Origin of the sequence: Sodalis sp. RH24 (genome assembly GCF_047324145.1) — a bacterium.
Lineage (GTDB): Bacteria > Pseudomonadota > Gammaproteobacteria > Enterobacterales > Enterobacteriaceae > Acerihabitans.
In genome coordinates this window covers 864,652-884,498 of the sequence record NZ_CP178729.1, presented here as the reverse complement: position 1 = coordinate 884,498, position 19,847 = coordinate 864,652, and the positions used below count along the sequence as shown (strand labels likewise).

At 61.8% G+C, this 19,847-nt stretch carries 21 protein-coding genes and 1 riboswitch; of the genes, 14 read left to right on the top strand and 7 right to left on the bottom strand.

What is annotated here, in order from left to right:
- Positions 1–28: 28 nt before the first annotated feature.
- The 7 genes from ACL2XG_RS03955 to pduA form a co-directional block, all read right to left on the bottom strand.
- The gene (locus ACL2XG_RS03955; RefSeq protein WP_410015136.1) at positions 29–382 is read right to left on the bottom strand and encodes a glycerol dehydratase reactivase beta/small subunit family protein; all 354 of its coding nucleotides are present in this window, start codon (positions 380–382) and stop codon (positions 29–31) included.
- Positions 369–2,204, bottom strand: a complete 1,836-nt coding sequence (locus tag ACL2XG_RS03950; RefSeq protein ID WP_410015135.1) for a diol dehydratase reactivase subunit alpha — start codon at positions 2,202–2,204, stop codon at positions 369–371. Before ACL2XG_RS03950 ends, ACL2XG_RS03955 begins: the two co-directional genes overlap by 14 nt.
- 30 nt (positions 2,205–2,234) lie before the next feature.
- On the bottom strand, positions 2,235–2,756 hold the full coding sequence (gene pduE, locus ACL2XG_RS03945; RefSeq protein ID WP_410015134.1) for a propanediol dehydratase small subunit PduE: 522 nt from the start codon (positions 2,754–2,756) through the stop codon (positions 2,235–2,237).
- Between the two features lie 61 nt (positions 2,757–2,817).
- The gene (locus ACL2XG_RS03940; protein ID WP_413723440.1) at positions 2,818–3,504 is read right to left on the bottom strand and encodes a propanediol/glycerol family dehydratase medium subunit; all 687 of its coding nucleotides are present in this window, start codon (positions 3,502–3,504) and stop codon (positions 2,818–2,820) included.
- A 14-nt stretch (positions 3,505–3,518) separates the two neighbouring features.
- A complete protein-coding gene (pduC, locus tag ACL2XG_RS03935) occupies positions 3,519–5,183 on the bottom strand; it encodes a propanediol dehydratase large subunit PduC (RefSeq protein WP_413722832.1) in 1,665 nt (554 codons plus the stop codon).
- Positions 5,184–5,201: 18 nt separating this feature from the next.
- Positions 5,202–6,014, bottom strand: coding sequence for a propanediol utilization microcompartment protein PduB (gene pduB, locus ACL2XG_RS03930; RefSeq protein ID WP_410015132.1), 813 nt, complete (start codon positions 6,012–6,014; stop codon positions 5,202–5,204).
- The gene (pduA, locus tag ACL2XG_RS03925) at positions 6,011–6,295 is read right to left on the bottom strand and encodes a propanediol utilization microcompartment protein PduA (RefSeq protein ID WP_331119187.1); all 285 of its coding nucleotides are present in this window, start codon (positions 6,293–6,295) and stop codon (positions 6,011–6,013) included. The genes pduB and pduA overlap by 4 nt, the downstream gene beginning before the upstream one ends.
- Before the next feature lie 627 nt (positions 6,296–6,922).
- Between pduA and ACL2XG_RS03920 the strand changes: the two genes are divergently transcribed.
- The 14 genes from ACL2XG_RS03920 to ACL2XG_RS03855 all read left to right on the top strand — a co-directional run bounded on the left by ACL2XG_RS03920 (position 6,923) and on the right by ACL2XG_RS03855 (position 19,844).
- On the top strand, positions 6,923–7,753 hold the full coding sequence (locus tag ACL2XG_RS03920; RefSeq protein WP_413722833.1) for an MIP/aquaporin family protein: 831 nt from the start codon (positions 6,923–6,925) through the stop codon (positions 7,751–7,753).
- A 229-nt stretch (positions 7,754–7,982) separates the two neighbouring features.
- A complete protein-coding gene (gene pocR / locus ACL2XG_RS03915) occupies positions 7,983–8,918 on the top strand; it encodes a transcriptional regulator PocR (protein ID WP_410015130.1) in 936 nt (311 codons plus the stop codon).
- A 313-nt stretch (positions 8,919–9,231) separates the two neighbouring features.
- A riboswitch (cobalamin riboswitch) is annotated at positions 9,232–9,415 on the top strand.
- Positions 9,416–9,539: 124 nt separating this feature from the next.
- The gene (locus ACL2XG_RS03910) at positions 9,540–10,904 is read left to right on the top strand and encodes a cobyrinate a,c-diamide synthase (protein ID WP_413722834.1); all 1,365 of its coding nucleotides are present in this window, start codon (positions 9,540–9,542) and stop codon (positions 10,902–10,904) included.
- The gene (gene cbiB / locus ACL2XG_RS03905) at positions 10,901–11,863 is read left to right on the top strand and encodes an adenosylcobinamide-phosphate synthase CbiB (RefSeq protein ID WP_413722835.1); all 963 of its coding nucleotides are present in this window, start codon (positions 10,901–10,903) and stop codon (positions 11,861–11,863) included. The genes ACL2XG_RS03910 and cbiB overlap by 4 nt, the downstream gene beginning before the upstream one ends.
- A 49-nt stretch (positions 11,864–11,912) precedes the next feature.
- Positions 11,913–12,566 (top strand): cobalt-precorrin-8 methylmutase, encoded by a 654-nt coding sequence (locus tag ACL2XG_RS03900; protein WP_413722836.1) that lies wholly within the window; start codon positions 11,913–11,915, stop codon positions 12,564–12,566.
- Complete coding sequence (gene cbiD, locus ACL2XG_RS03895; protein ID WP_413722837.1) at positions 12,563–13,687, top strand: cobalt-precorrin-5B (C(1))-methyltransferase CbiD; 1,125 nt, start codon at positions 12,563–12,565, stop codon at positions 13,685–13,687. The genes ACL2XG_RS03900 and cbiD overlap by 4 nt, the downstream gene beginning before the upstream one ends.
- On the top strand, positions 13,684–14,328 hold the full coding sequence (locus ACL2XG_RS03890) for a cobalt-precorrin-7 (C(5))-methyltransferase (protein ID WP_413722838.1): 645 nt from the start codon (positions 13,684–13,686) through the stop codon (positions 14,326–14,328). The genes cbiD and ACL2XG_RS03890 overlap by 4 nt, the downstream gene beginning before the upstream one ends.
- Positions 14,318–14,896: a decarboxylating cobalt-precorrin-6B (C(15))-methyltransferase gene (locus ACL2XG_RS03885; RefSeq protein WP_410015124.1), complete on the top strand. Its 579-nt coding sequence runs from the start codon at positions 14,318–14,320 to the stop codon at positions 14,894–14,896. The genes ACL2XG_RS03890 and ACL2XG_RS03885 overlap by 11 nt, the downstream gene beginning before the upstream one ends.
- Positions 14,880–15,653, top strand: a complete 774-nt coding sequence (locus tag ACL2XG_RS03880; protein WP_410015123.1) for a cobalt-precorrin-4 methyltransferase — start codon at positions 14,880–14,882, stop codon at positions 15,651–15,653. The genes ACL2XG_RS03885 and ACL2XG_RS03880 overlap by 17 nt, the downstream gene beginning before the upstream one ends.
- Positions 15,634–16,707, top strand: a complete 1,074-nt coding sequence (gene cbiG, locus ACL2XG_RS03875) for a cobalt-precorrin 5A hydrolase (RefSeq protein WP_410015122.1) — start codon at positions 15,634–15,636, stop codon at positions 16,705–16,707. The genes ACL2XG_RS03880 and cbiG overlap by 20 nt, the downstream gene beginning before the upstream one ends.
- Positions 16,707–17,447: a precorrin-3B C(17)-methyltransferase gene (locus tag ACL2XG_RS03870; RefSeq protein WP_413722839.1), complete on the top strand. Its 741-nt coding sequence runs from the start codon at positions 16,707–16,709 to the stop codon at positions 17,445–17,447. Before cbiG ends, ACL2XG_RS03870 begins: the two co-directional genes overlap by 1 nt.
- A 101-nt stretch (positions 17,448–17,548) precedes the next feature.
- Positions 17,549–18,331 (top strand): precorrin-6A reductase, encoded by a 783-nt coding sequence (cobK, locus tag ACL2XG_RS03865; RefSeq protein ID WP_413722840.1) that lies wholly within the window; start codon positions 17,549–17,551, stop codon positions 18,329–18,331.
- On the top strand, positions 18,328–19,116 hold the full coding sequence (cbiK, locus tag ACL2XG_RS03860) for a sirohydrochlorin cobaltochelatase (RefSeq protein WP_410015119.1): 789 nt from the start codon (positions 18,328–18,330) through the stop codon (positions 19,114–19,116). The genes cobK and cbiK overlap by 4 nt, the downstream gene beginning before the upstream one ends.
- Entirely contained in the window at positions 19,113–19,844 is a 732-nt protein-coding gene (locus tag ACL2XG_RS03855) for a cobalt-factor II C(20)-methyltransferase (RefSeq protein ID WP_413722841.1), read from the top strand. Before cbiK ends, ACL2XG_RS03855 begins: the two co-directional genes overlap by 4 nt.
- Positions 19,845–19,847: the final 3 nt, after the last annotated feature.

The window sequence follows — 19,847 nt, the reverse complement described above, 5'->3', positions numbered from 1 at the left end:
GCGACGTGATGTGGTTGATTGCCCGGCATTATTTAAACGGTAACCCTTTCACCAGCCGTGCCGCGTTGCAGCCCAGCCGGCGGATTTCTTGCGCCGGCAGCCGCGTATAGTCCCTGAGGACAAACAGCGGGCGGTCGGCGGGTAAATGCGGATCGTGCACCGCGATATCCTGCGCGCCGACCGCCACGCCCACCGCCAGCGGCGATGCGTTCGAGGCCTGGTGCGCCAGGAGGGCCAGCGGGGTGGCGTCATCGCCGGCGTCATGCAGCGCATACGGGATGCCTTCCTCTTCCATGCCCAGCAGCAGCTGTTGCCAGCCGGGACGCCCGCCGCCGCACAGGCTGACGATGATGGCCGGATGGCTGATATCAGGCAGGCTCATGCGCCGCCTCCCCGGTCCATGACAGCACCAGTCCCGTGGCAACGGCGTTGCGCGGGCCTTCGCAGCCGCGCACGTTGCCCTGGCCGGCCACCAGGTGGAAATGGGCTAGCGCGTCCGTCACCAGCTGCGGTATTTCAAAGTCCAGCGCGGAGCCGCCCACCAGCACGACGAAGGGAATATCGCGAATGCTGCCGGTCGGGCTGACCTGGGCCAGCGCGCGCAGGGCATTGGCGACAAACACCCGTTGCTTGGCGCTGCGCCGCACCACGCGCACTTTTTCCAGCGCCAGATCGGCCGGCAGGGGCACCATGCCGTCCTCCTTGACCACCACCACCCGGGCAAACACGTCGGCCGGCAGGGGGTGGTCGAAAAACTGCACGCTGCCGTCCTCATGGCGGATATGGAACAGGCTCTCCACCTTGGCCAGGGGATACTTTTTGATGTCCTCCGCCAGTTGGCGCTGTTCAAGCCCCAGTTCGGAATTGATCAGCAGCGTCACCATATCGCCGGCGCCCGCCAGGTGCGTGGCGACGATGCGGCCGTTGCCGTCGATGATCGAGGCGTCGGTGGAGCCGGCGCCCAGATCGAGGATCGCCAGCGGCCGCTGCGTGCCCGGCGTGGTCAGCGCGCCGAGGATGGCGGCCTCCGCCTCGGCGCCGCCGATGGCGACCCTGACCCCGGTCTGCTGTTGCAGCGCGTCGGCGATGTCCATCATCTGCAGCCGATCGGATTTCACCATCGCGGCGATGCCCACCGCCTGTTCCATAAAGAATTCCCCGGCCAGGCCGCCTTTAACGTTTACCGGCACGAAGGTATCCACCGCCAGCAGATCCTGGATGGCGATGGCGGACGGATCCTTATTGGTCAGTTCCGCCATGGTCTGGCGCACCTGCTCCAGCATGCCGCCGATATGGGTGCCGGATTCGCCGCCGGCGTTGTCGAGCCGGCCGAGGGCGGACACCGCCGCCATGATTTTTTCCGCTCCCTGGTGCACATCGATGCGCGTTACCCGGTTACCGGCATACAGCTCCAGATGTCCGGCCGGGATGGTGCGCGCCTTGACGTCGCCTTTGGGCGTTTTCACCACCACCGCGGAGCGGGTGCCGATAAGCGAACGGGCCACCGGCACGATGGCGCGGGTTTCGTCGGCGTTCAGCTTGAACACGGTGGCGATGCCGTAAGGATTGGCCAACTGGGTAATCACCTTGCCGGGGGCGGCCACTTCCACCGCCGCGGGCATGCCGAGCGGGATGCGCTCGATATGACGCACCTCGTCGACGATGGGGATGGGCTGGTCCAGCCGGTTGCTGACCAGCACGCCGTCGTCGCGCTGCAAAATAGCCGCCGTAATACGAAAACCGGCCTTGACCGCCGCGTTGATCATCGCGGCGATATCGGCAAAATCGAGCGCGGCGGGGGCTATGACGATATAGGGCTCCTCCACGGAGCGCGTCAGCAGTTCGTCGAAGCCGATGGTAATACCGGCTCCCAGCCCCAGACCGCCCGGCGTTTTGGGGTTATGGCCGATCATGGTGGACTCGGTAATCACGGTTTCGGTGATGGTTTCCATCGCCACGTCGCCGATGACCGGCGTTGCTTCGTTGAGCCGTATCAGCGTCAGGTCGGCAATGCTGATGCCGGCCCGCGCCACCACCGCGTTCAGGGCCTGCATAATCCCGAACACGTTGCGTTTGGTGCCTTTGATACCGGTGGTTTCCGCCAGCGAACTGGCGATAAATGTCAATGCCCCGCTGGCGGAGGCCTGCGCCAGCGCCGCCTCGGTGGAGGCATTACCGATATCCACCCCTACGATATAACCCATCTGTTGCTCCCGCCCGCCGGTTCCCCGGTGTTAATCATCGCCCTTGAGCTTTTTACGCTGCAGGTAATACCCCGCGGCCTCGCGGACAAAACCGGCGCAAATCGTCGCGTTGTAGCGCGACTCAAGCTCACCGGCTATCGCCAGTAATTCTTCCTGGCTTGAGCGGAACGGACGCAGGGCGTTATAGATTTCCAGGACCCGCTCATCCGGCACCGCCGTCAGCTCGGCGGCGCGCTCGAAGTTCATCGCCAGCAGGGAACGTCCGGCGGAGCGGGCGATATCCGCCTGGATGCGCAGGATTTCCGGAGTGATCCGCACGTCCTGGGCGGTGACGCGGCCGTTAAGCACGTTGGCCAGCGTCAGGTCGTCCAGGGTTTTGCCGGTGGCGGTCTTGACCCAGTCCGGGTGCTTATTGGTCAGCGGATAATCCGCCACGCCGGCCGTGAAGGCCTTGGGCGCGCTGGACGCCGGGGCCGGCGTTTGCACCGCGTCCGGATTGTTCATGCGTGCCAGCACGTCACGCACCATGGTTTCAATTGCTTCAGCATTCATCGTCGTTACCTTAATTCGCGCATCGCCCGCGGCGGGCGCGTAGAGGTTAAAGTCGTGGCGTTCAGAGGGCGACGCTCAGTTCCTGCGGCTGCTTGCCGGTCACCACATACTTGGTTTCCTTGATATGCAGCACCGCGGATTTGGCCTGGTATTTTGGCCGGGCCATCTGATCGTTGAGCGTCGGCACCGGATCCGGCGATTCGCCCTTGGCGTAGCGCGCGGCGTTTTTACCGATATGCCGGTAGGTCTCCAGCGTCAGCAGCGGCGCCTGGGGGAACAGCTCCAGGTTGGACAGCGGCGGCAGGCCGCGCTGGTGGATAACCGTCGTCCCTTTGGACTGGATGCCGATGGAAATGCCCGACCCGCTCAGCCGGTTGCCTTCCACCGCCACAAACGCCACGTCGGAGGATTTAAAGCAGCGGATCACCCGGGCGCGCACGCCTTCCTCCTCGATGCCGGCAATCAGTTCGCGCAGGATCTGCTTATGGGGCAGGCCGATGATATTGACGGTCTGCGACAGGCCGAACGCGGGGCCGACCGCGATAATCACCTCGTCTTTATGGGTGCCGGGCCGGGCGTCGCCCACCACCTTGAGAAAATCGCAGGTCTTGCCGTCGCCGGTGGGCGCCGCCGCCGCCGCGGGTTTGGCCGCCGGCGCGGGGGCGAAGGAGACCTGGTTATCCAGCGGCTGCATCTGGCTGAGCACGTCGCCGATGATTTGCCGTAATAGTGTTTCGTTAATTTCCATCATGGCCGCCTTGGTTAACCCAACTCACTGGGATCGAGCGCGTTGGGAATGTTTTTGATTTCTTCCCAGCGTGCGCCCTGCAAACGGTATCCGGTGGCCGGACCCGCGTAATCATTCACGTCGTTCACCGCCGACAGGACCTGGCCGTTGCCAACGATAATGGCCGAGGTATGCAGGTAATCGCCGGCAATCTTGGCTTTCTGGATATCCAGCACGCTTTGCGCCACGTCCGTGAAACCGCCTTCGGCCAATGCCTTGACCACTTCCAGGCCGGTACGGTTCTTCTCGATAATCTCCTGGGCGAACTTCATGTCCTCCACCTTATTGCGCGCCGGCATATCCTTCGAACCGTGGGCATAGGTGGCGGCGATGACCTCCTCGTCGCTAATGGGCGGCAGGCCCATGCCGGCGAACGTGGCCTGCAGCGCGCGCGCCGCTTTATTGCGAATGGCCACCACCTGTTCCTCGCGCACCGGACGCAGCCCGCCGTCCACTTTCAGATCCCGCTGCAGGATGTTGTAGTCGTCGAAGTCCTCGGCGTCTTCATTGGAGCCGGCGAACATATTGTCGTAGTTCGGCACCGCCGAATAACCGGAGGAGATAAAGTCGGTGCCGGGCAGGAATTGCATCAGCAAACGCGCGGTACGGCGCATATCGGAATGGGTGAAGGTCTGGTCGTTGCTGGAGGCGCACTCCAGATCCAGTGACGAGCAGATCAGGTTTTCCGCCAGCACCGCGCGGATGCCCGAGGGAACCGCCGACGGAATGCCGATACAGCTTACCGACCCGTTTTGCAGCCCCTGCACCCCGGCGGCGCGGGTAATAAAAATACAGCGGGCTTCCAGGTACAGCATGGATTTGCCTTCGGCGTAGCCCATCTGCACTTCCGAGCCGGAACCGGAGGTAAAGCGCATCTTCAGGCCGCGCGAGGCGTAGGAGGAGGCGAGAAATCCTTTCGACCAGGGCGTATCGTCGCCGTCGGTAAACACCGGTTCCGTGCCGTAAACCGAAATGGTTTCGGCATAGCAGGTATGGCCCAGCATGCCGAGCTTCAGTTCGGTGGCTTCCTCCAGCGAGCATTGCGTCAGCACGCCCGGCCGGCCGACCTGCGAGCCGATAAGCAACGCGATGGCGTTAAACGGCGCGTAGCGCGCCACCGCCACGGTGGTTTCCTGTTCGTCAAAGCCGCGGAAGGCGCCTTCGGCGGCGTCGGCGGCAATCTGCACCGGATTGTCCTGGATATTGGTGACGTGCGCCTGCTGCGAGGGAGTGCGCCGGGCGCGCATCTTCTGCATCGACATCATCATTTCCACCACGTTCATCTGCGACATCACTTCGACGATTTTCGCCGGCGTCATGGCGGTGGTCAGCGGGATGATATCGGCGCGCGACACGTTGGGGTCGCACAGCATTTTTGCCAGTTGTACCGAATCCATCGCCATGACTTCTTCCGACCGCGCCAGGTTAATGCCGTAGTTGGCGATAAAGTGATCGATCAGATCGAAGTCGGCGCGGGCCTTGCCGTCGAGTTCGGTAACCTTGCCGTCGACAATTTTGATCGACGGCTTGGGGTCGTTGGGACTTTCCATGGCTATAAAGCCTTCCTCGACCCACTCTTTGACGAAACCGTCCTGGTTAACCGGCCGTTTCGCCAGCGCTTCAAATCGCTTGGATTTCATGCCATCCCCCACAAGGAGTTAAATATAAGACGGACGATCGTTATGCGGCACCGCGCCGAGCGTGCCGAGCAGGGTCTTGCCGATTTCACGGGCGGAGGTCACCGCCTGGCGCACCGCGCCGGAATCGCCGGAGACCACCAGGATCACTTCGTTGCTAAAGCTGGTGCCGTTGGACGGGGAGCTGTAGGAAACCACATCGACGTTGGCGGATTTCACCGCCGTATCGGCCATCACCACGCCGATGGCGGCGGGGGCGCCGACTATCACGCCGCAGGCTTTGCCGATCGGCGCGCCGAAGGCTTTTTCCAGCGCATAGCTGGCGCGAGCGCTATACTGCAGTTCGATATGGCCCGCCTCATTGCTGTAGACGTCGCCGAACGTCCGGTCCAGTTCCTTGAGCGCCACTTCCACCGCCCGTTTCACATCGGACACGTCCTCGCCGCCGAAAATGATCAGCGAGCCGTGTCCCGCGCCGCCTTTAGTGTCGCGGGGTAATTCGATGCTGACCACTTCGGTATTGGTCGCCTTGACCGCCTCGTCCGCCGCCATAATGTGCGGACCCGCGCCGATGCGCGTGCCGAGAATACCGATCGAGCGGTAGCGTTTTTCCAGTTTCATCGCCGTCAGCACTGCGCTGTCGACATTGGCGATCACCAAACCGATGGTGTCGCCCATGGCCGTGCCGACGAATTCCGTCAGGTTACAGGTGTTTTCCGACATATCCGGACCTCGTTCCAATGGGGAGAGAGAAGGGGGCGCCGCGGGGGCGTCGTCACCGATTTTCGCCATCACCTGGGCCAGGATCGCCTCGATGACCTTATCGGTGTTCATTCGCGGGTACCTTTAGGCAAAAATTTCTCCACATCCGCGTGGGGACGTGGGATGACATGGGTGGCGATCACTTCACCGACGTTGGCCGCCGCCATGGCGCCGGCATCGGTGGCGGCTTTCACCGCGCCGACGTCGCCGCGCACGATAACCGTCACCAGACCGGAACCGATTTTTTCATAACCGACCAATAACACATTGGCCGATTTCACCATGGTATCGGCCGCCTCAATCGCGGCGGTCAGACCTTTGGTTTCCACCATGCCCAGGGCTTCTTGTTGCATTTTTATTACCTCGACCAATCATTAAAATTCTGAGGATGTCCGAGGTAAAATATACGCATAAGCGATAAAAAATAGTGGCTTGATTAGGGTGAAAATATAAGAAATGATTGGCGGTGGCATAGCAAAAAATTGTCATTTCAACTTGCAAATGCGGCACCCTGGCTGGATTTTATCGACTTGTGCAATAACACCAATTAATTTTTTACCTTCCATAATTCAATAATAGATCTTGAAATTCAGGGTTGGCTGTGATTTTGCCGGCGACCCGTTAACGGTAAAAAATAATCTCATAGCAATAATGTAGTATGGCGAAAAAACGGCAATGCCTTGCGCGGCAAGGCTTGCAGCGCCTATGACCCATAAAAATTATCGACTGTGGCGATTATTTTATATTTTAAAAAACGAAATTTTATGTCTTGTTTTTGTTACGTAAAAAGATAATTGCAGGCGAGATCTCATTTGATTGATAAATAACTTTGCTAAACGCCATGGGGGCATATAGCGTAGTGCCTTGAAGGTCTTATGTTCATTAAAAACATTTTTTAAAAATAGACAAAATGTCAGTCGGAAGCAATGCGATTTCACGCTAATAATTATTTCATTTCGACCTCATACAGGAAAATTACGATGAGCGACACTCTACGAACGGTAAAAGGGCAATGTGTTGCCGAATTGCTGGGTACCGGGCTGTTTATGTTTTTCGGCACCAGCGTGCTGTGCGCGGCCAAGCTTGCCGGCGCCAGCTTCGGCCTGTGGGAGATTTGCGTGGTGTGGGGGCTGGGCATTGCGCTGGCGGTGTATCTGACCGCGGGTATTTCCGGCGCCCATCTGAATCCGGCGATAACCATTGCCCTGTGGCTGCTGGCTAATTTCGAGGGCAGGAAAGTGCTGCCTTATATCCTGGCCCAGGTGGCGGGGGCCTTCTTTGGCGCGGCGCTGACCTATCTGCTGTACCATAATATGTTCGGCCTCTACGAGCAGGCCCACCAAATGGTGCGCGGCAGCCAGGAGAGCCTGTTCCTGGCCAGCATCTTTTCCACTTATCCGGCAAGCGCCATCAGCGTCGGGCTGGCCGCGCTGGTGGAAACCGTCATCACCTCCATCCTGATGGGGCTTATCATGGCGCTGACCGATGATGGCAACGGCGTGCCCAAAGGTCCGCTGGCGCCGTTGCTGATCGGTATCCTGGTGGCGGTGATCGGTGCGTCCACCGCGCCATTGACCGGTTTCGCCATGAATCCGGCGCGTGACTTCGGCCCCAAGCTGTTCACCTTTTTTGCCGGCTGGGGCGAGGTGGCGATGACCGGAGGCCGCGAGATTCCCTACTTTATCGTGCCCATCGCCGCCCCCATCGTCGGAGCGATCCTGGGCGCCGCAGTATACCGCTTCCTGATAGCGCCCCATTTGCCCGGCAATATTAAACAGGACGCGGCGGGACAACCGCCGCTGCAATCTTAAACCCCGGGCAACCCGGCCGGCACCCGGCTTCAGGACCGGGTGCCGGCGCAATCCTATAATTGTGTGATAGAGCACGGTTTTGAATAAGGAAAAAATGATTAAATCCCAAACGGCTTTAAGATATTGCGTCGTAATCGCTGCATCTTTCATTAAAACGTAACAATCAGGCGAAATATATCTTTTTTGTTACTGGTTTATTAAAAATAAGTAAAGCGCGAGAGGGCATAATATGAATTCCGGTAGTTTTATGGATTCAGAACTGATAAATAAAATCGCGCATGATTTCGCTAATGCCACCAATTTGGCTGTAGTGGTAGTCAATATCCACGGCGAGGAAGTTTCGGATTTATATCATTTCACCCCGTTTTGCCAATCATTGCGCCAGGATCCGGAAATGGGCCGCCGCTGCCGCATGAGCGACCGCTGCGGCGGACTTGAAGCCTCTAAATCCAATCAGCCCTGTATCTACCGCTGTCACGCCGGGTTGACCGATTTTTCCATTCCCCTGGTCATCGGCGGCCATTTGGTGGGATTTGTGCTGTGCGGCCAGGTGCGCATCAATGATACCGTCAAGCTGCCCGAAGTGCAGGAGAGCAGTTCCTTCACCTGGCGCCAGAACGGCGTGCTGGCCGAGCATTTCGAGAACATTCCGGTTATCGATTACGACCGGCTGCTGTCTTCCGCCGATTTGCTGAAAATCATCGTTGATAATTACCTTAAGCAACAGCTTGATTTCGTGGTGATTAAGGAACACGCGCCGGCGAGCGCCGGGCACCGGGCGGCGATCCCAAGCGCGCATGACGGCAAAATGAAAAAGGTGCTGCGTTATATCGACAGTCATTACTCCGAGGACCTGCGTCTTGAGGACGTGGCGGCGATGGTCTATCTCAGCCCTTATTATTTCAGCAAATTATTCAAAAAATACCAAGGCGTGGGTTTTAACGCCTACGTGAACCAGCAGCGTATGGAAAGCGCGCGCCAGATGCTGGAGCAAAGCGACTGGTCCATCGCCGTCATTGCGCGCAACCTCGGTTTTTCCCAGGCCAGCTATTTTTGCAAAGTATTTCGCCAGGCCTATCGCATTACCCCCCAGGCGTATCGTGAGCAGCGTTTATCCGCGCTGAATAACAGCCCGGCGAAAAATATCGCCATGCCGCGTAATTAATCCTTTTTCCCTTTTGTCGCTTTAATTATTGTGACGTTATTATTTCCAGCCGATCGTGATCTCATTTTTTAAATTTAACCAACGCTATTTAATGCTATGGCTTTCGCCGCTGAAAATGGCCGCTCATCGCGCCATGCCGTGGCATGGCTAATTGCCGATAGCTAAAAAGTGTTATCCCCAGACAATAAATTTTAATCAAATCACCGCCGGCGAACATTTTTTTTGATCCAATCCGGGGTATATTTTCCCCAGATACTTTAGATTAACGATGACAGGGGCGCCGCCGGCAACGATTTGCCATTTCCGCGCGGCGCCAATGCCAATGTTACCAGGTTGCACGCGCCGCAAGGCCGTCAGGGAAGGAGGTGTGAATCCTCCGCAGCCCCCGCTGCTGTAATGCCGACGAATCCGGCGTCACCACTGATCGAAAATGATTGGGAAGGGCCGGAGGAGGATGACGCAAAGCCAGAAGACCTGCCTGATAACAAGAGCCGTACCGGCTCGGTAACAACTCCTTCGGTGGGAAGCGGGTTGTCCTAACGACTGCGTCGGGATAGCGCCTTTCCGCCGCCGTTGCTTACGACAATCCCGTTCGGCCCGCCCTGGCATTACGGGATACGGATGAAAGCGATACTGATTGGCGGCGCGCAAAGCGGGACCGGGAAAACATTGCTGACGCTCGGCCTGCTGCGGGTGCTGGCCAGGCGCGGCCTCAGGGCGCAGCCGTTCAAGTGCGGGCCGGATTATATCGATACCGGCTGGCATGAGGCGGTCAGCGGCATCGCCTCGCATAACCTGGACGCCTATATGCTGGGGGCTGACACGCTTAACGGCCTGTTTAACCGGCATATGCAAACTGCCGACGTGGGCGTTATCGAAGGCGTCATGGGACTCTACGACGGCCTGGGCAGCGACGGCGGCGACTGCAGCAGCGCCGCGCTGGCCAAGCAGCTGGGCGTGCCGGTGGTGCTTATTATCGACGGCAAGGCGGTATCCACCTCGGCCGCCGCCACCGTACTGGGCTTTCAACTGTTTGATCCCGCCGTCAACATCGCCGGCATTATCGTAAACCGGGTATCCTCCGCCAATCATTTCAACCTGATTAAAACCGCCATTACCCGCTACTGCGATCTGCCGGTGCTGGGGTATCTGCCGCCGCTCAGCGACTGGGCATTGCCCTCCCGGCATCTGGGCCTGGTGCCGGCGCAGGAAAACCGGCGCCTGGAGGCGCAATGGGACCAACTGGCGGATGCGGTGGAACAGCATATCGATATCGATTGTCTTCTGCGTCTTGCCGACTGCCAGCCCGCGGCGGGCCGCCTGCCCGCGCCGCCCGCCGCGCCGCGTTATGCGCAGCTGACGCTGGCGCTGGCCGAGGACGAGGCGTTTCATTTCTATTATCCGGATAATCTGCAGCTCCTGCGCGATATCGGCGTGCGTATCGTGCCGTTCAGCCCGCTAAACGATCGGGAACTGCCGGCGTGCCAGATGATTTACCTCGGCGGCGGTTTTCCGGAACTCTTCGCCGACCGGCTGACGGCCAACGGCGCGATGCGGGCAGCGCTGCTGCGGGCCGGTCTGCAGGGCACGGCCATCTACGCCGAATGCGGGGGGCTGATGTACCTGGGGACTTCCCTGGAGGATCAGCAGGGCCGCGTCTTCCCCATGGTCGGCCTGTTGCGCGGCGTCAGCCGCATGAGCGAGGGACTCAAGCGTTTCGGCTATTGCGAGGGGCGGGCGCTGGCCGATAATCTGCTGACCGCCAGGGGAGAAACGTTACGCGGTCACGAATTTCACCATTCCGAATTTATCACCGATGAGCCGCCGCTGTTTACCCTTACCAAACGCGCCGCCGGCGGCGAGGTAAAACAGTGGCCGGGCGGTTATGGCGACGCCACGCTTCTCGCCAGCTACCTGCATGTGCATTTTTACCAGCGCCCGGCCTTGCTGCGGCGCTGGCTGGATAAAGGATGCGAGCTGCTATGACCTTGAGCGCCTACCTCGCCGGCTACCTGCTGGATCTGTGGCTTGGGGATCCGCCGCACTGGCCGCATCCGGTGCGCTGGATAGGCCATGCCGTCACGGGCCTGCAACGCGTTATCCGCCGTTGCTGCCGTAGCCGCCGGGCGCTGTATATCGGCGGCGGCGCGCTGTGGCTGCTGGTGGTGGGCGGCAGTGGGGGATTGACCTGGGCCTTGCTGCGCCTGCTGTCCTTTTCGCCCGCGCTGGAGTGGCTGGCCACCGCCTGGCTCACCTACACCCTGCTGGCGACCCGCTGCCTGCGCGATGCCGCCATGGCGGTTTATTACGTGCTGCGCGCGGACGACCTGGCGGCGTCGCGCCGGCAGCTGTCCTACATTGTCGGCCGCGATACCCAGCACCTGACGCGGCCGCAAATGATGCGCGCGGTGGTGGAAACGGTGGCGGAAAACAGCGTTGACGGCGTAATAGCGCCGCTGTTCTGGCTGTTTATCGGCGGCGTGCCGCTGGCGATGGCCTATAAGGCGGTCAATACCCTGGATTCCATGGTGGGGTACCGCACGCCGCAGTACGAAGCCATCGGCTGCGTATCGGCGCGAATGGACGACGCGGCCAACTGGCTGCCGGCGCGATTGGGCTGGCTGCTGCTGGCGCTGGCCGCCGGCCTGTTGCGTCTGGACGGGCGCGGCGCCTGGCGCATTGGCTGGCGCGATCGCTATCAGCATAAAAGCCCGAACTGCGCCTGGTCGGAGGCGACGGTGGCGGGCGCGCTGGGGGTGCGGCTGGGCGGACCCAATGATTATTTCAGCATCCGGGTGGAAAAACCCTGGATTGGCGAGGCGCGGCGCGAGATTGCCCTTGGCGACATCATCCACAGTATCCGCTTGATGTATGTCGCCTCCGCGCTGATGCTGGCGACGATGTGCCTGCTCCGCGCCGGCGGCGCGGGATTAGGGTGGTGGTGAGACTTAACAGGGCTGTATAACAGGGCGCAGGCCCGGAGCTGTAACGCGAATGAGTTATATCAAACAACCGCAACAAATCGAGCGCACCAGTTTTGCCATTATCCGGGAGATCATTGCCCGCGAGCGTCCCGATTTCCGTTTCCAGGATATCTGGCAGGAAAAAATCATCCTGCGCGCCATCCACACCAGCGCCGATTTCGACTGGCTGGATATTCTGCATTTCTCGGCCGGCGCGGCTGAACGCATGGCCGACGCCCTGAGCCGGGGCTGCACGATATATACCGATACCACCATGGCGCTGTCCGGCATCAATAAGACCGCGCTGGCGCAGCTGGGCGGTAAAGCGGCTTGTTATATCGGCGATGCCGGTATTGCCGAGCAGGCGCGGGCGCAGGGCATGACGCGCTCAATGGCGGCGGTGGACTATGTGGTGGCGCGCGCCGGCCGGGAGCCGGACAACAGCCTGTTTGTGTTCGGCAACGCGCCCACCGCGCTGTTTCGCCTGCTGGAGCATGTCGGTCGGTCGGATTACCGGCCGCAGGGGGTGATAGGCGTGCCGGTGGGGTTTGTCGGCGCCAGCGAATCCAAGCAGGCGCTGGCCGACAGCCCGTTGACCTGCATCGCCGCGCTGGGCCGCAAAGGCGGCAGCAATATCGCCGCGGCCATCGTCAACGCCCTCCTTTATCAGCTGCGGGAGGCATGATGGACGACGTGGTCTGGCACAATGGCCGGGCGCTGCGCAAGGGGTATACCACCGGATCCTGCGCCACCGCGGCGGCTAAAGTCGCCGCCGAGATGCTTTTGCGCCAGCAGGTGATAGATACCGTTTCCATCGTGACGCCGTCCGGCGTCACGCTGTGCCTGAACGTCGAGCTGCCGTTGATAAGCCCCGGCGAGGCCACCGCCGCCATTCGCAAGGACGGCGGCGATGACGTGGACGCCACCGACGGCATGCTGATTTTTGCCCGCTTAAGACTGCGCGCCGATGCCGCCATTATCATTGAGGGCGGCGCCGGCGTGGGCCGGGTAACCCGCAACGGCATCGGCCTGGCTATCGGCCAGGCGGCGATTAACAACACTCCCCGTCATACCATCGAGACGGCGGTGCGCGAGGTCATCGGGCCGGATCGCGGCGCGGATGTGGAGATTTTCGCCCCGGAAGGGGAAGCGCGGGCGCGGAAAACCTATAACGCGCGCCTGGGCATCCTGGGCGGTATTTCCATTATCGGCACCAGCGGCATCGTGACGCCGATGTCGGAGGAAAGCTGGAAGAAATCCCTGTCGCTTGAGCTGGGCATGAAGCGCGCCGACGGCATGGACCGGGTGATCCTGGTGCCGGGCAACCACGGCGAGCGTTTCGTCGGCGAACGGCTGGGCATCGATAAACGTTACGTTGTCACTATGAGCAATTTTGTCGGCTATATGCTTAAGGAGGCGGAGCGCCTGGGGTTTCGCCAGATCCTGATGGTCGGCCATTTCGGCAAACTGGTGAAGGTGGCGGCGGGGATCTTCCATACCCATAGCCATATCGCCGACGGACGCATGGAAACGCTGATTGCCTGGCTGGCCTTGTGCGACGCCCCCCACGCGCTAATGCATCAGGTGGCGGCGTGCGTGACCACCGAGGAGGCGATGGCGTTAATCGACGCCGCCGGCTGGCAGCGGGTATACCCGGCCATTGCCGCGCGCGTCGCCGCCCGCATGGCCGAGCTGTTGCGTTTTTCCTCTACGCCGCCCCGCTGCGATGCGCTGCTGTTCTCCTTCGATCAGCAGATCCTCGGCAGCAGCCGGCCGGCGGCGCAACTGAGAGAGGCCTTCCGATGAACAGGAGGGTTGACGATAACGGCCACCGGCACGCGCCCCGGTTAAGCGTGGTCGGGCTGGGGCCGGGGGATGGCCGCTACCTGACGCCCGGCGCCCGGCGGCTGATCGAGCAGTGTTCGGTGCTGATCGGCAGCCCGCGCCAGCTGGCGTGTTTTCCTGGGTTCCAGGGCGAAAAGCGGCCGTTCGGCCCGTCCCTGGCGGCGCTTGCGGCCTGGCTGGACGCCCATCCCGACGTGGACACGGTGGTGCTGGCTTCCGGCGACCCGCTATTGTACGGCATCGGCGATTACCTGAGCCGGCGCATGGGGGCGGAAAACCTGCATATCGAGCCGGGGATCAGCGCGGTGCAATACCTGTTTTCACGCCTGCGCATGGCGATGAACGATGTCTATCTCACCAGCAGCCATGGCCGCGCGCCTGATTTTGATTTTTTGCTGCTGCACCCCAGGGTGGCGATGGTCACCGACGAACGCATCGGTCCTTATGAAATCGCCCGCGAGATCCTGGCGCGCGAGCGGCCGCGGGTCATGATTATCGGCGAAAACCTGTCCTACCCCGATGAACGTATCCACCGGCTGCCGCCCGCGCAGGTGGCGCGGCATTATGCAATGAACGTGGTGGTGATCCTCGATGAGAGATGAAGAATTTATCCGCGGCCCGGTGCCGATGACCAAACGCGAAATCCGGCTGGCGTCGGTGGACCGGCTGGAGCTGGCGCAGGCTCGGCTGCTGATTGACGTCGGCGCCGGTACCGGCAGCGTCGGCATCGAGGCGGCCAGCCGCTACCCCCAGCTGCGGGTGATGGCGGTGGAGCGCAATCCCGACGCGCTGGCGCTGATTCGCGCCAACAGCGCCAAATTCGCCCTGGACGAGCGTATGGACATCGTGGCCGGCGACGCGCCGCTGCCGCTGGCGGTAAGCGCCGATGCTGTTTTTATCGGCGGCAGCGGCGGCAACCTGGCGGCGATTATCGGCTGGGCCGGTGAACTGCTGGTGCCGGGCGGACGCCTGGTGATTAACCTGATTTTGCAGGAGAACCTCGGCGAGGCGCTGGGCGCGCTGCGCCAGGCGCCCTTCGTTCGCGCGGACTGCGTCCAGATGCAGGTTGCCAGCCTGGCCCCGCTGGGCAGCGGACACTTTTTTAAACCGAACAATCCCGCTTTTATTATTTCCTGTCTCAAGGAGAACACTCATGACAGAGCCCTTTGACCGCCGGCTGATCTGGTTTGTCGGCGCAGGACCGGGCGACCGGGAACTGATCACCCTGAAAGGCTACCGGCTGTTATGCGCGGCGGACGTGGTGATCTACGCCGGATCGCTGATTAATCCCGCGCTGCTGGACTATTGCAAGCCGGGCGCGGCCTGCTATGACAGCGCCGGTCTCAACCTGCGGCAGATTATCGGCCATATGAGCGAGGGTATCGCCGCCGGCAAGCTGGTGGTGCGCCTGCAAACCGGCGATTTATCCCTGTACGGCTCGATCCGCGAACAGATTGAAGAACTGGCGTTGCTGAATATCGGTTTTAGCACCGTGCCCGGCGTCAGCGCGTTTCTCGGCGCCGCGGCGCAGCTTGGCGTGGAGTATACCGTGCCGGAAGTGGCGCAAAGCCTGATTATCACCCGTATGGAGGGGCGCACGCCGACGCCGGCGCTGGAAGCGCTGGAAGCGTTTGCCGCGCACCGCACGTCGATGGCCATTTTCCTGTCGGTACAGGCTATAGAGCGCGTGGCGCAGCGGCTGGTGGACGGCGGTTATCCCAGCGACACGCCGGCGGCGGTGATTTTCAAGGCCACCTGGCCGGAGGAAAAAACCGTACGCGGCACGCTGGCGGATATCGCCGGCAAGGTCCGCGCGGCAGGCATCGGCAAGACGGCGCTTATCCTGGTGGGCGCCTTCCTGGGCGACGAATACCACTACTCCAAACTGTATCACGCGGAATTCACCCATGAATATCGTCAAGCCTGAGTCGGTCGCCCTGTTTTGCCTGACCCCCGGCGGCGTTCAGTTGGCCAAACGGCTGTCGGCGCTGATCCCGATGACCTGTTTTACCAGCCAGAGTTTGCTGGAGCCGGGATTTGATGCGTTTCACGGCACGCTGTCCCATACGGTGGCGGAAGTGTTCAATACGTATTCGGCGCTGATATTTATCTGCGCCACCGGTCTGACGGTGCGGGTTATCGCGCCGCTGATTAAAGATAAGTTCAGCGATCCGGCGGTGGTGGTGATCGACGATCGCGGCCACCATGCCATCAGCCTGCTGTCCGGTCATATGGGGGGCGCCAACGCGCTGACCGGCTATATCGCCGGGCTGATCGGCGCCACGCCCGTGGTCACCACCGCAACCGATGTCAACCAGCTGGCCGCGGTGGATATCCTGGCGCAGCAGTTGAACGCCACCATGACGGATTTTCGCCAGACGGTGAAAAAGCTTAACCAGTTGCTGGTGTGCGGCGGGCGCGTCGGGCTGTATTGGGACCAGACGTCGCTGGCGACGATAAAAATGCGCTGGCCGGAAGAGTATTGCGATACCCGCGGCCTGGTGCTGGTCACCGATCTGGACGATTTGCCCGAACTGGACGCGCTGCTGTACGTCAGTTTGCACGACAGCGTGCCGGAGGTGCCGGTGCCGGTGTACAAACTGGTGCCGCGCTGTGTGGTGGCGGGTATCGGCTGCCGGCGCGACACGCCGCCGTCCACCGTGGCGAACCTGCTGGCGCGGCAACTGGCGGGACTGCATATCGACCCGCTGGCGCTGCGCGCCATCGGCAGCGTGGCGATTAAACGCGACGAACCCGCGCTGCGCCATCTGGCCAATCAATGCTGCGTGCCGTTCGAGATTTTTTCCGTCGATGCCCTGAAACCGGCCGCCGCCCGATTTCCCGGCTCGGACTTCGTGAAGCGCGTGGTGGGCATCGGCAGCGTCTCCCAACCCGTCGCCTGGCTGATGAGCAACGGCCGCCTGGTGGGCGATACGCTGCGTACCCAGGGCGTGACCATAACCTTAGGAGTTTCCTGCTGATGCTGTATGTGATTGGTATCGGCCCGGGCAGCCAGGCCGCGATGACCCTGGAGGCGCTTGACGCCATCCGCGACGCCGACATTATCGTCGGCTACAAAACCTATACCCACCTGGTCAAGCACCTGACCGGCGACAAACAGGTGATCAAGACCGGCATGTGCAAGGAAATCGAACGCTGCCAGGCCGCGCTCGATCTGGCGGTCACCGGCCAAAAGGTGGCGCTGATCAGTAGCGGGGACGCCGGCATCTACGGCATGGCGGGCCTGATCCTGGAACTGGTGACGGCGCAGGGGCTGGACGTGCAACTGAAGCTTATCCCCGGCGTCACGTCCAGCACCGCCGCCGCCTCACTGCTGGGCGCGCCGCTGATGCATGATTTTTGCCATATCAGCCTGAGCGATCTGATGACCCCCTGGCCGGTGATTGAACGGCGCATCCTGTGCGCGGCGCAGGCGGATTTCGTGATCTGCTTTTACAATCCGCGCAGCCACGGCCGGCCGGATCACCTGGCCAACGCCTTTGCCCTGATGGGCCGTTATAAATCGGCGCACACGCCGGTGGGCGTGGTACGTGCCGCCGGGCGTAAAAAACAGGAAAAATGGCTGACGACGCTCGGGGATATGGACTTCGCGCCGGTGGACATGACCTGCCTGGTGATTGTCGGCAACCAGGCGACCTACTGCCGTGATGGCCTGATGATCACGCCGCGCGGCTATCAAATCCAGGCGGACGCGCAGTGACGGCGGGCCGGATATGCCCACCTGCTGCGGCCCGGGAGCCGGTTGACGGCGGCGGGGGGAGGGGCTGCGCGCAGGATGCCGTCCGCGCGCCGGCGCCCCAGGTGCATATCCTCGGCGGCACGTCCGACGCGCTGGCGTTATGCCGGGTGATGGCCCGGCGCGGGGTGTCCTATAGCCTGTCGGTGGCCACCGCCACCGGCGAGGCGCTGGCGGCGGGCGTGGGCGGCGCCAGGCAGGTGGGCCGTATGGACGCCGCCGGCATGGCCGGGTGGCTTTCGGGGGCGCGCTGGGTTATCGACGCGTCCCATCCCTATGCCGAGCTGGCGTCGCAACATCTGGCGGCGGCGTGTCGGGCGCTGGCGCTGCCGTTGACGCGTTATGAACGTCCCAGCGATATCGACGCCATCACGCATCCCCGTTTATTACCGGTGGATTCGATAGAGCAGGCGTGCCGGACGGCGGCGGCGCTGGGACAGCGCATCCTGCTGACCACCGGCAGCAAACAGCTGGCTGATTACGTCAGGCTGCTGCCGGGCAAAACCCTCATAGCCCGCGTGCTGCCCACCGCCGCGATCCTGGCCCAGTGCGCGGAGCTGGGCCTGGGCGTCAGCCAGGTGATCGCCATGACCGGTCCCTTCAGCCGCGAGCTGAACCTGGCCCTGTACCGCCAGTACCGGCCAGAGGTCATGATCACCAAGGAATCCGGCCGGGAAGGAGGCTACGCCGAAAAGGTATTGCCTTGCCTGGCGCTGAATATCCCCTGCGTGGTCATCCGCCGGCCGCTGATGCGGTGGGATGACGTGATAAGCACGCCGGACGCGTTTGAACACCGGCTGGACCAGTGGCTGAACGCCGCCGGCACGGCGAATAAGGAATCATCATGAAAAAAGCGCTGTTGACCATCAGTTTCGGCACCACCTACACCGAGGCGCGCGAGCGCAATATCGACGCCTGCGAACGGCGGCTGGCCGCCGCATTCGCCGATCGCGTCCCGTTTCGCGCCTTCACCTCCGGCATGGTCATGCGCAAGCTGGCGCAGCGGGACGGCCTGTTTATCGATTCGCCGCAGCAGGCGCTGGAAAAACTCTGGCAACAGGGCTATCGGGATGTGGCGATCCAGTCGCTGCATATCATCAACGGCGATGAGTACGAAAAAATCCTGCATCACGCCGCGGCCTGGCGCGGACGTTTCGACCGGCTGCATATCGGCGCGCCATTGCTTAACGACGAGCGCGATTACGGGCGGCTGATGGCGGCGCTACAGGCGCAAATGCCCGCGCTGGCCGACGACGAGCGGGTGGTGTTTATGGGGCACGGCACCCGCCATCATGCGTTCGCCGCCTACGCATGCCTGGATCATATGCTGGCCGCGCGCGGTATCCCCGCGCTTATCGGCGCGGTGGAAAGTTATCCCGATCTGCAACTGGTCATCGCGCGGCTGAACGCCCAGAAGGTACGCAAGGTGCATTTAATGCCGCTGATGCTGGTGGCGGGCGATCACGCCATCAACGATATGGCGTCCGGGGAGCCCGATTCCTGGAAAAGCCAACTACAGCGTGCCGGCTACGCATGCCGGTGCTGGGTACAGGGGTTGGGGGAAAACCCGCTGGTCCAGCAGCTGTTTGTCGATCATCTCCTGGATCGCGTCACCGAAGAGGTGATGCCATGACCGGCCGGCTGTATGCCATCGGCACCGGGCCGGGCGCCGCCGATTTGATTACGGTGCGCGGCGCCCGCGTGCTCGGCCAACTGGATGTGCTGTACGCGCCGGCGGGACGCAAGGGCGGCGACAGCCTGTCGCTGAGTATTGTGCGCGAATATCTCGCCGCGCGGGTCGATATCAGGACGCGCCATTTTCCCATGAGCCTGGACGCCGGGGAAAAGGATGCCGTGTGGGACGCGGTGGCCCGCGAAATGGCCGCTGATGTGGAGCAGGGGCTGCAGGTGGGTTTTATTACCCTGGGAGACGCCATGCTGTACAGCACCTGGGTATTTTTACTGGCGCGGCTGCAGGGGCGCATACCCATCGACATTATTCCCGGCGTCACCTCGTTCGCCTGCATCGCCGCCCGGGCGCAAATGCCGCTGGCGATGGAAAGCCAGTCGCTGGCGGTGATGGCCTGCACCGATGATGAAAGCGCGCTGGAACAGGCGCTGCTGTCCCATGACTGCGTGGTGCTGATGAAGGTGTATGGACGTTTTGCCCGCATCCAGGCGCTGCTGGGCCGCCTTGGCCTGCTGGAACACGCCCTGCTGATGGCGGACGCATCGTTGCCGCAGGAGAGGTGCTTCCGCGCGCTGGGCGACCTGCCGCCAGATCAGGCGTTACCTTATTTTTCCACGGTGGTGGTCAATAAAGGCTGGCCCGCCGCCGCAACAGCGCATTTTAATGGATAACCG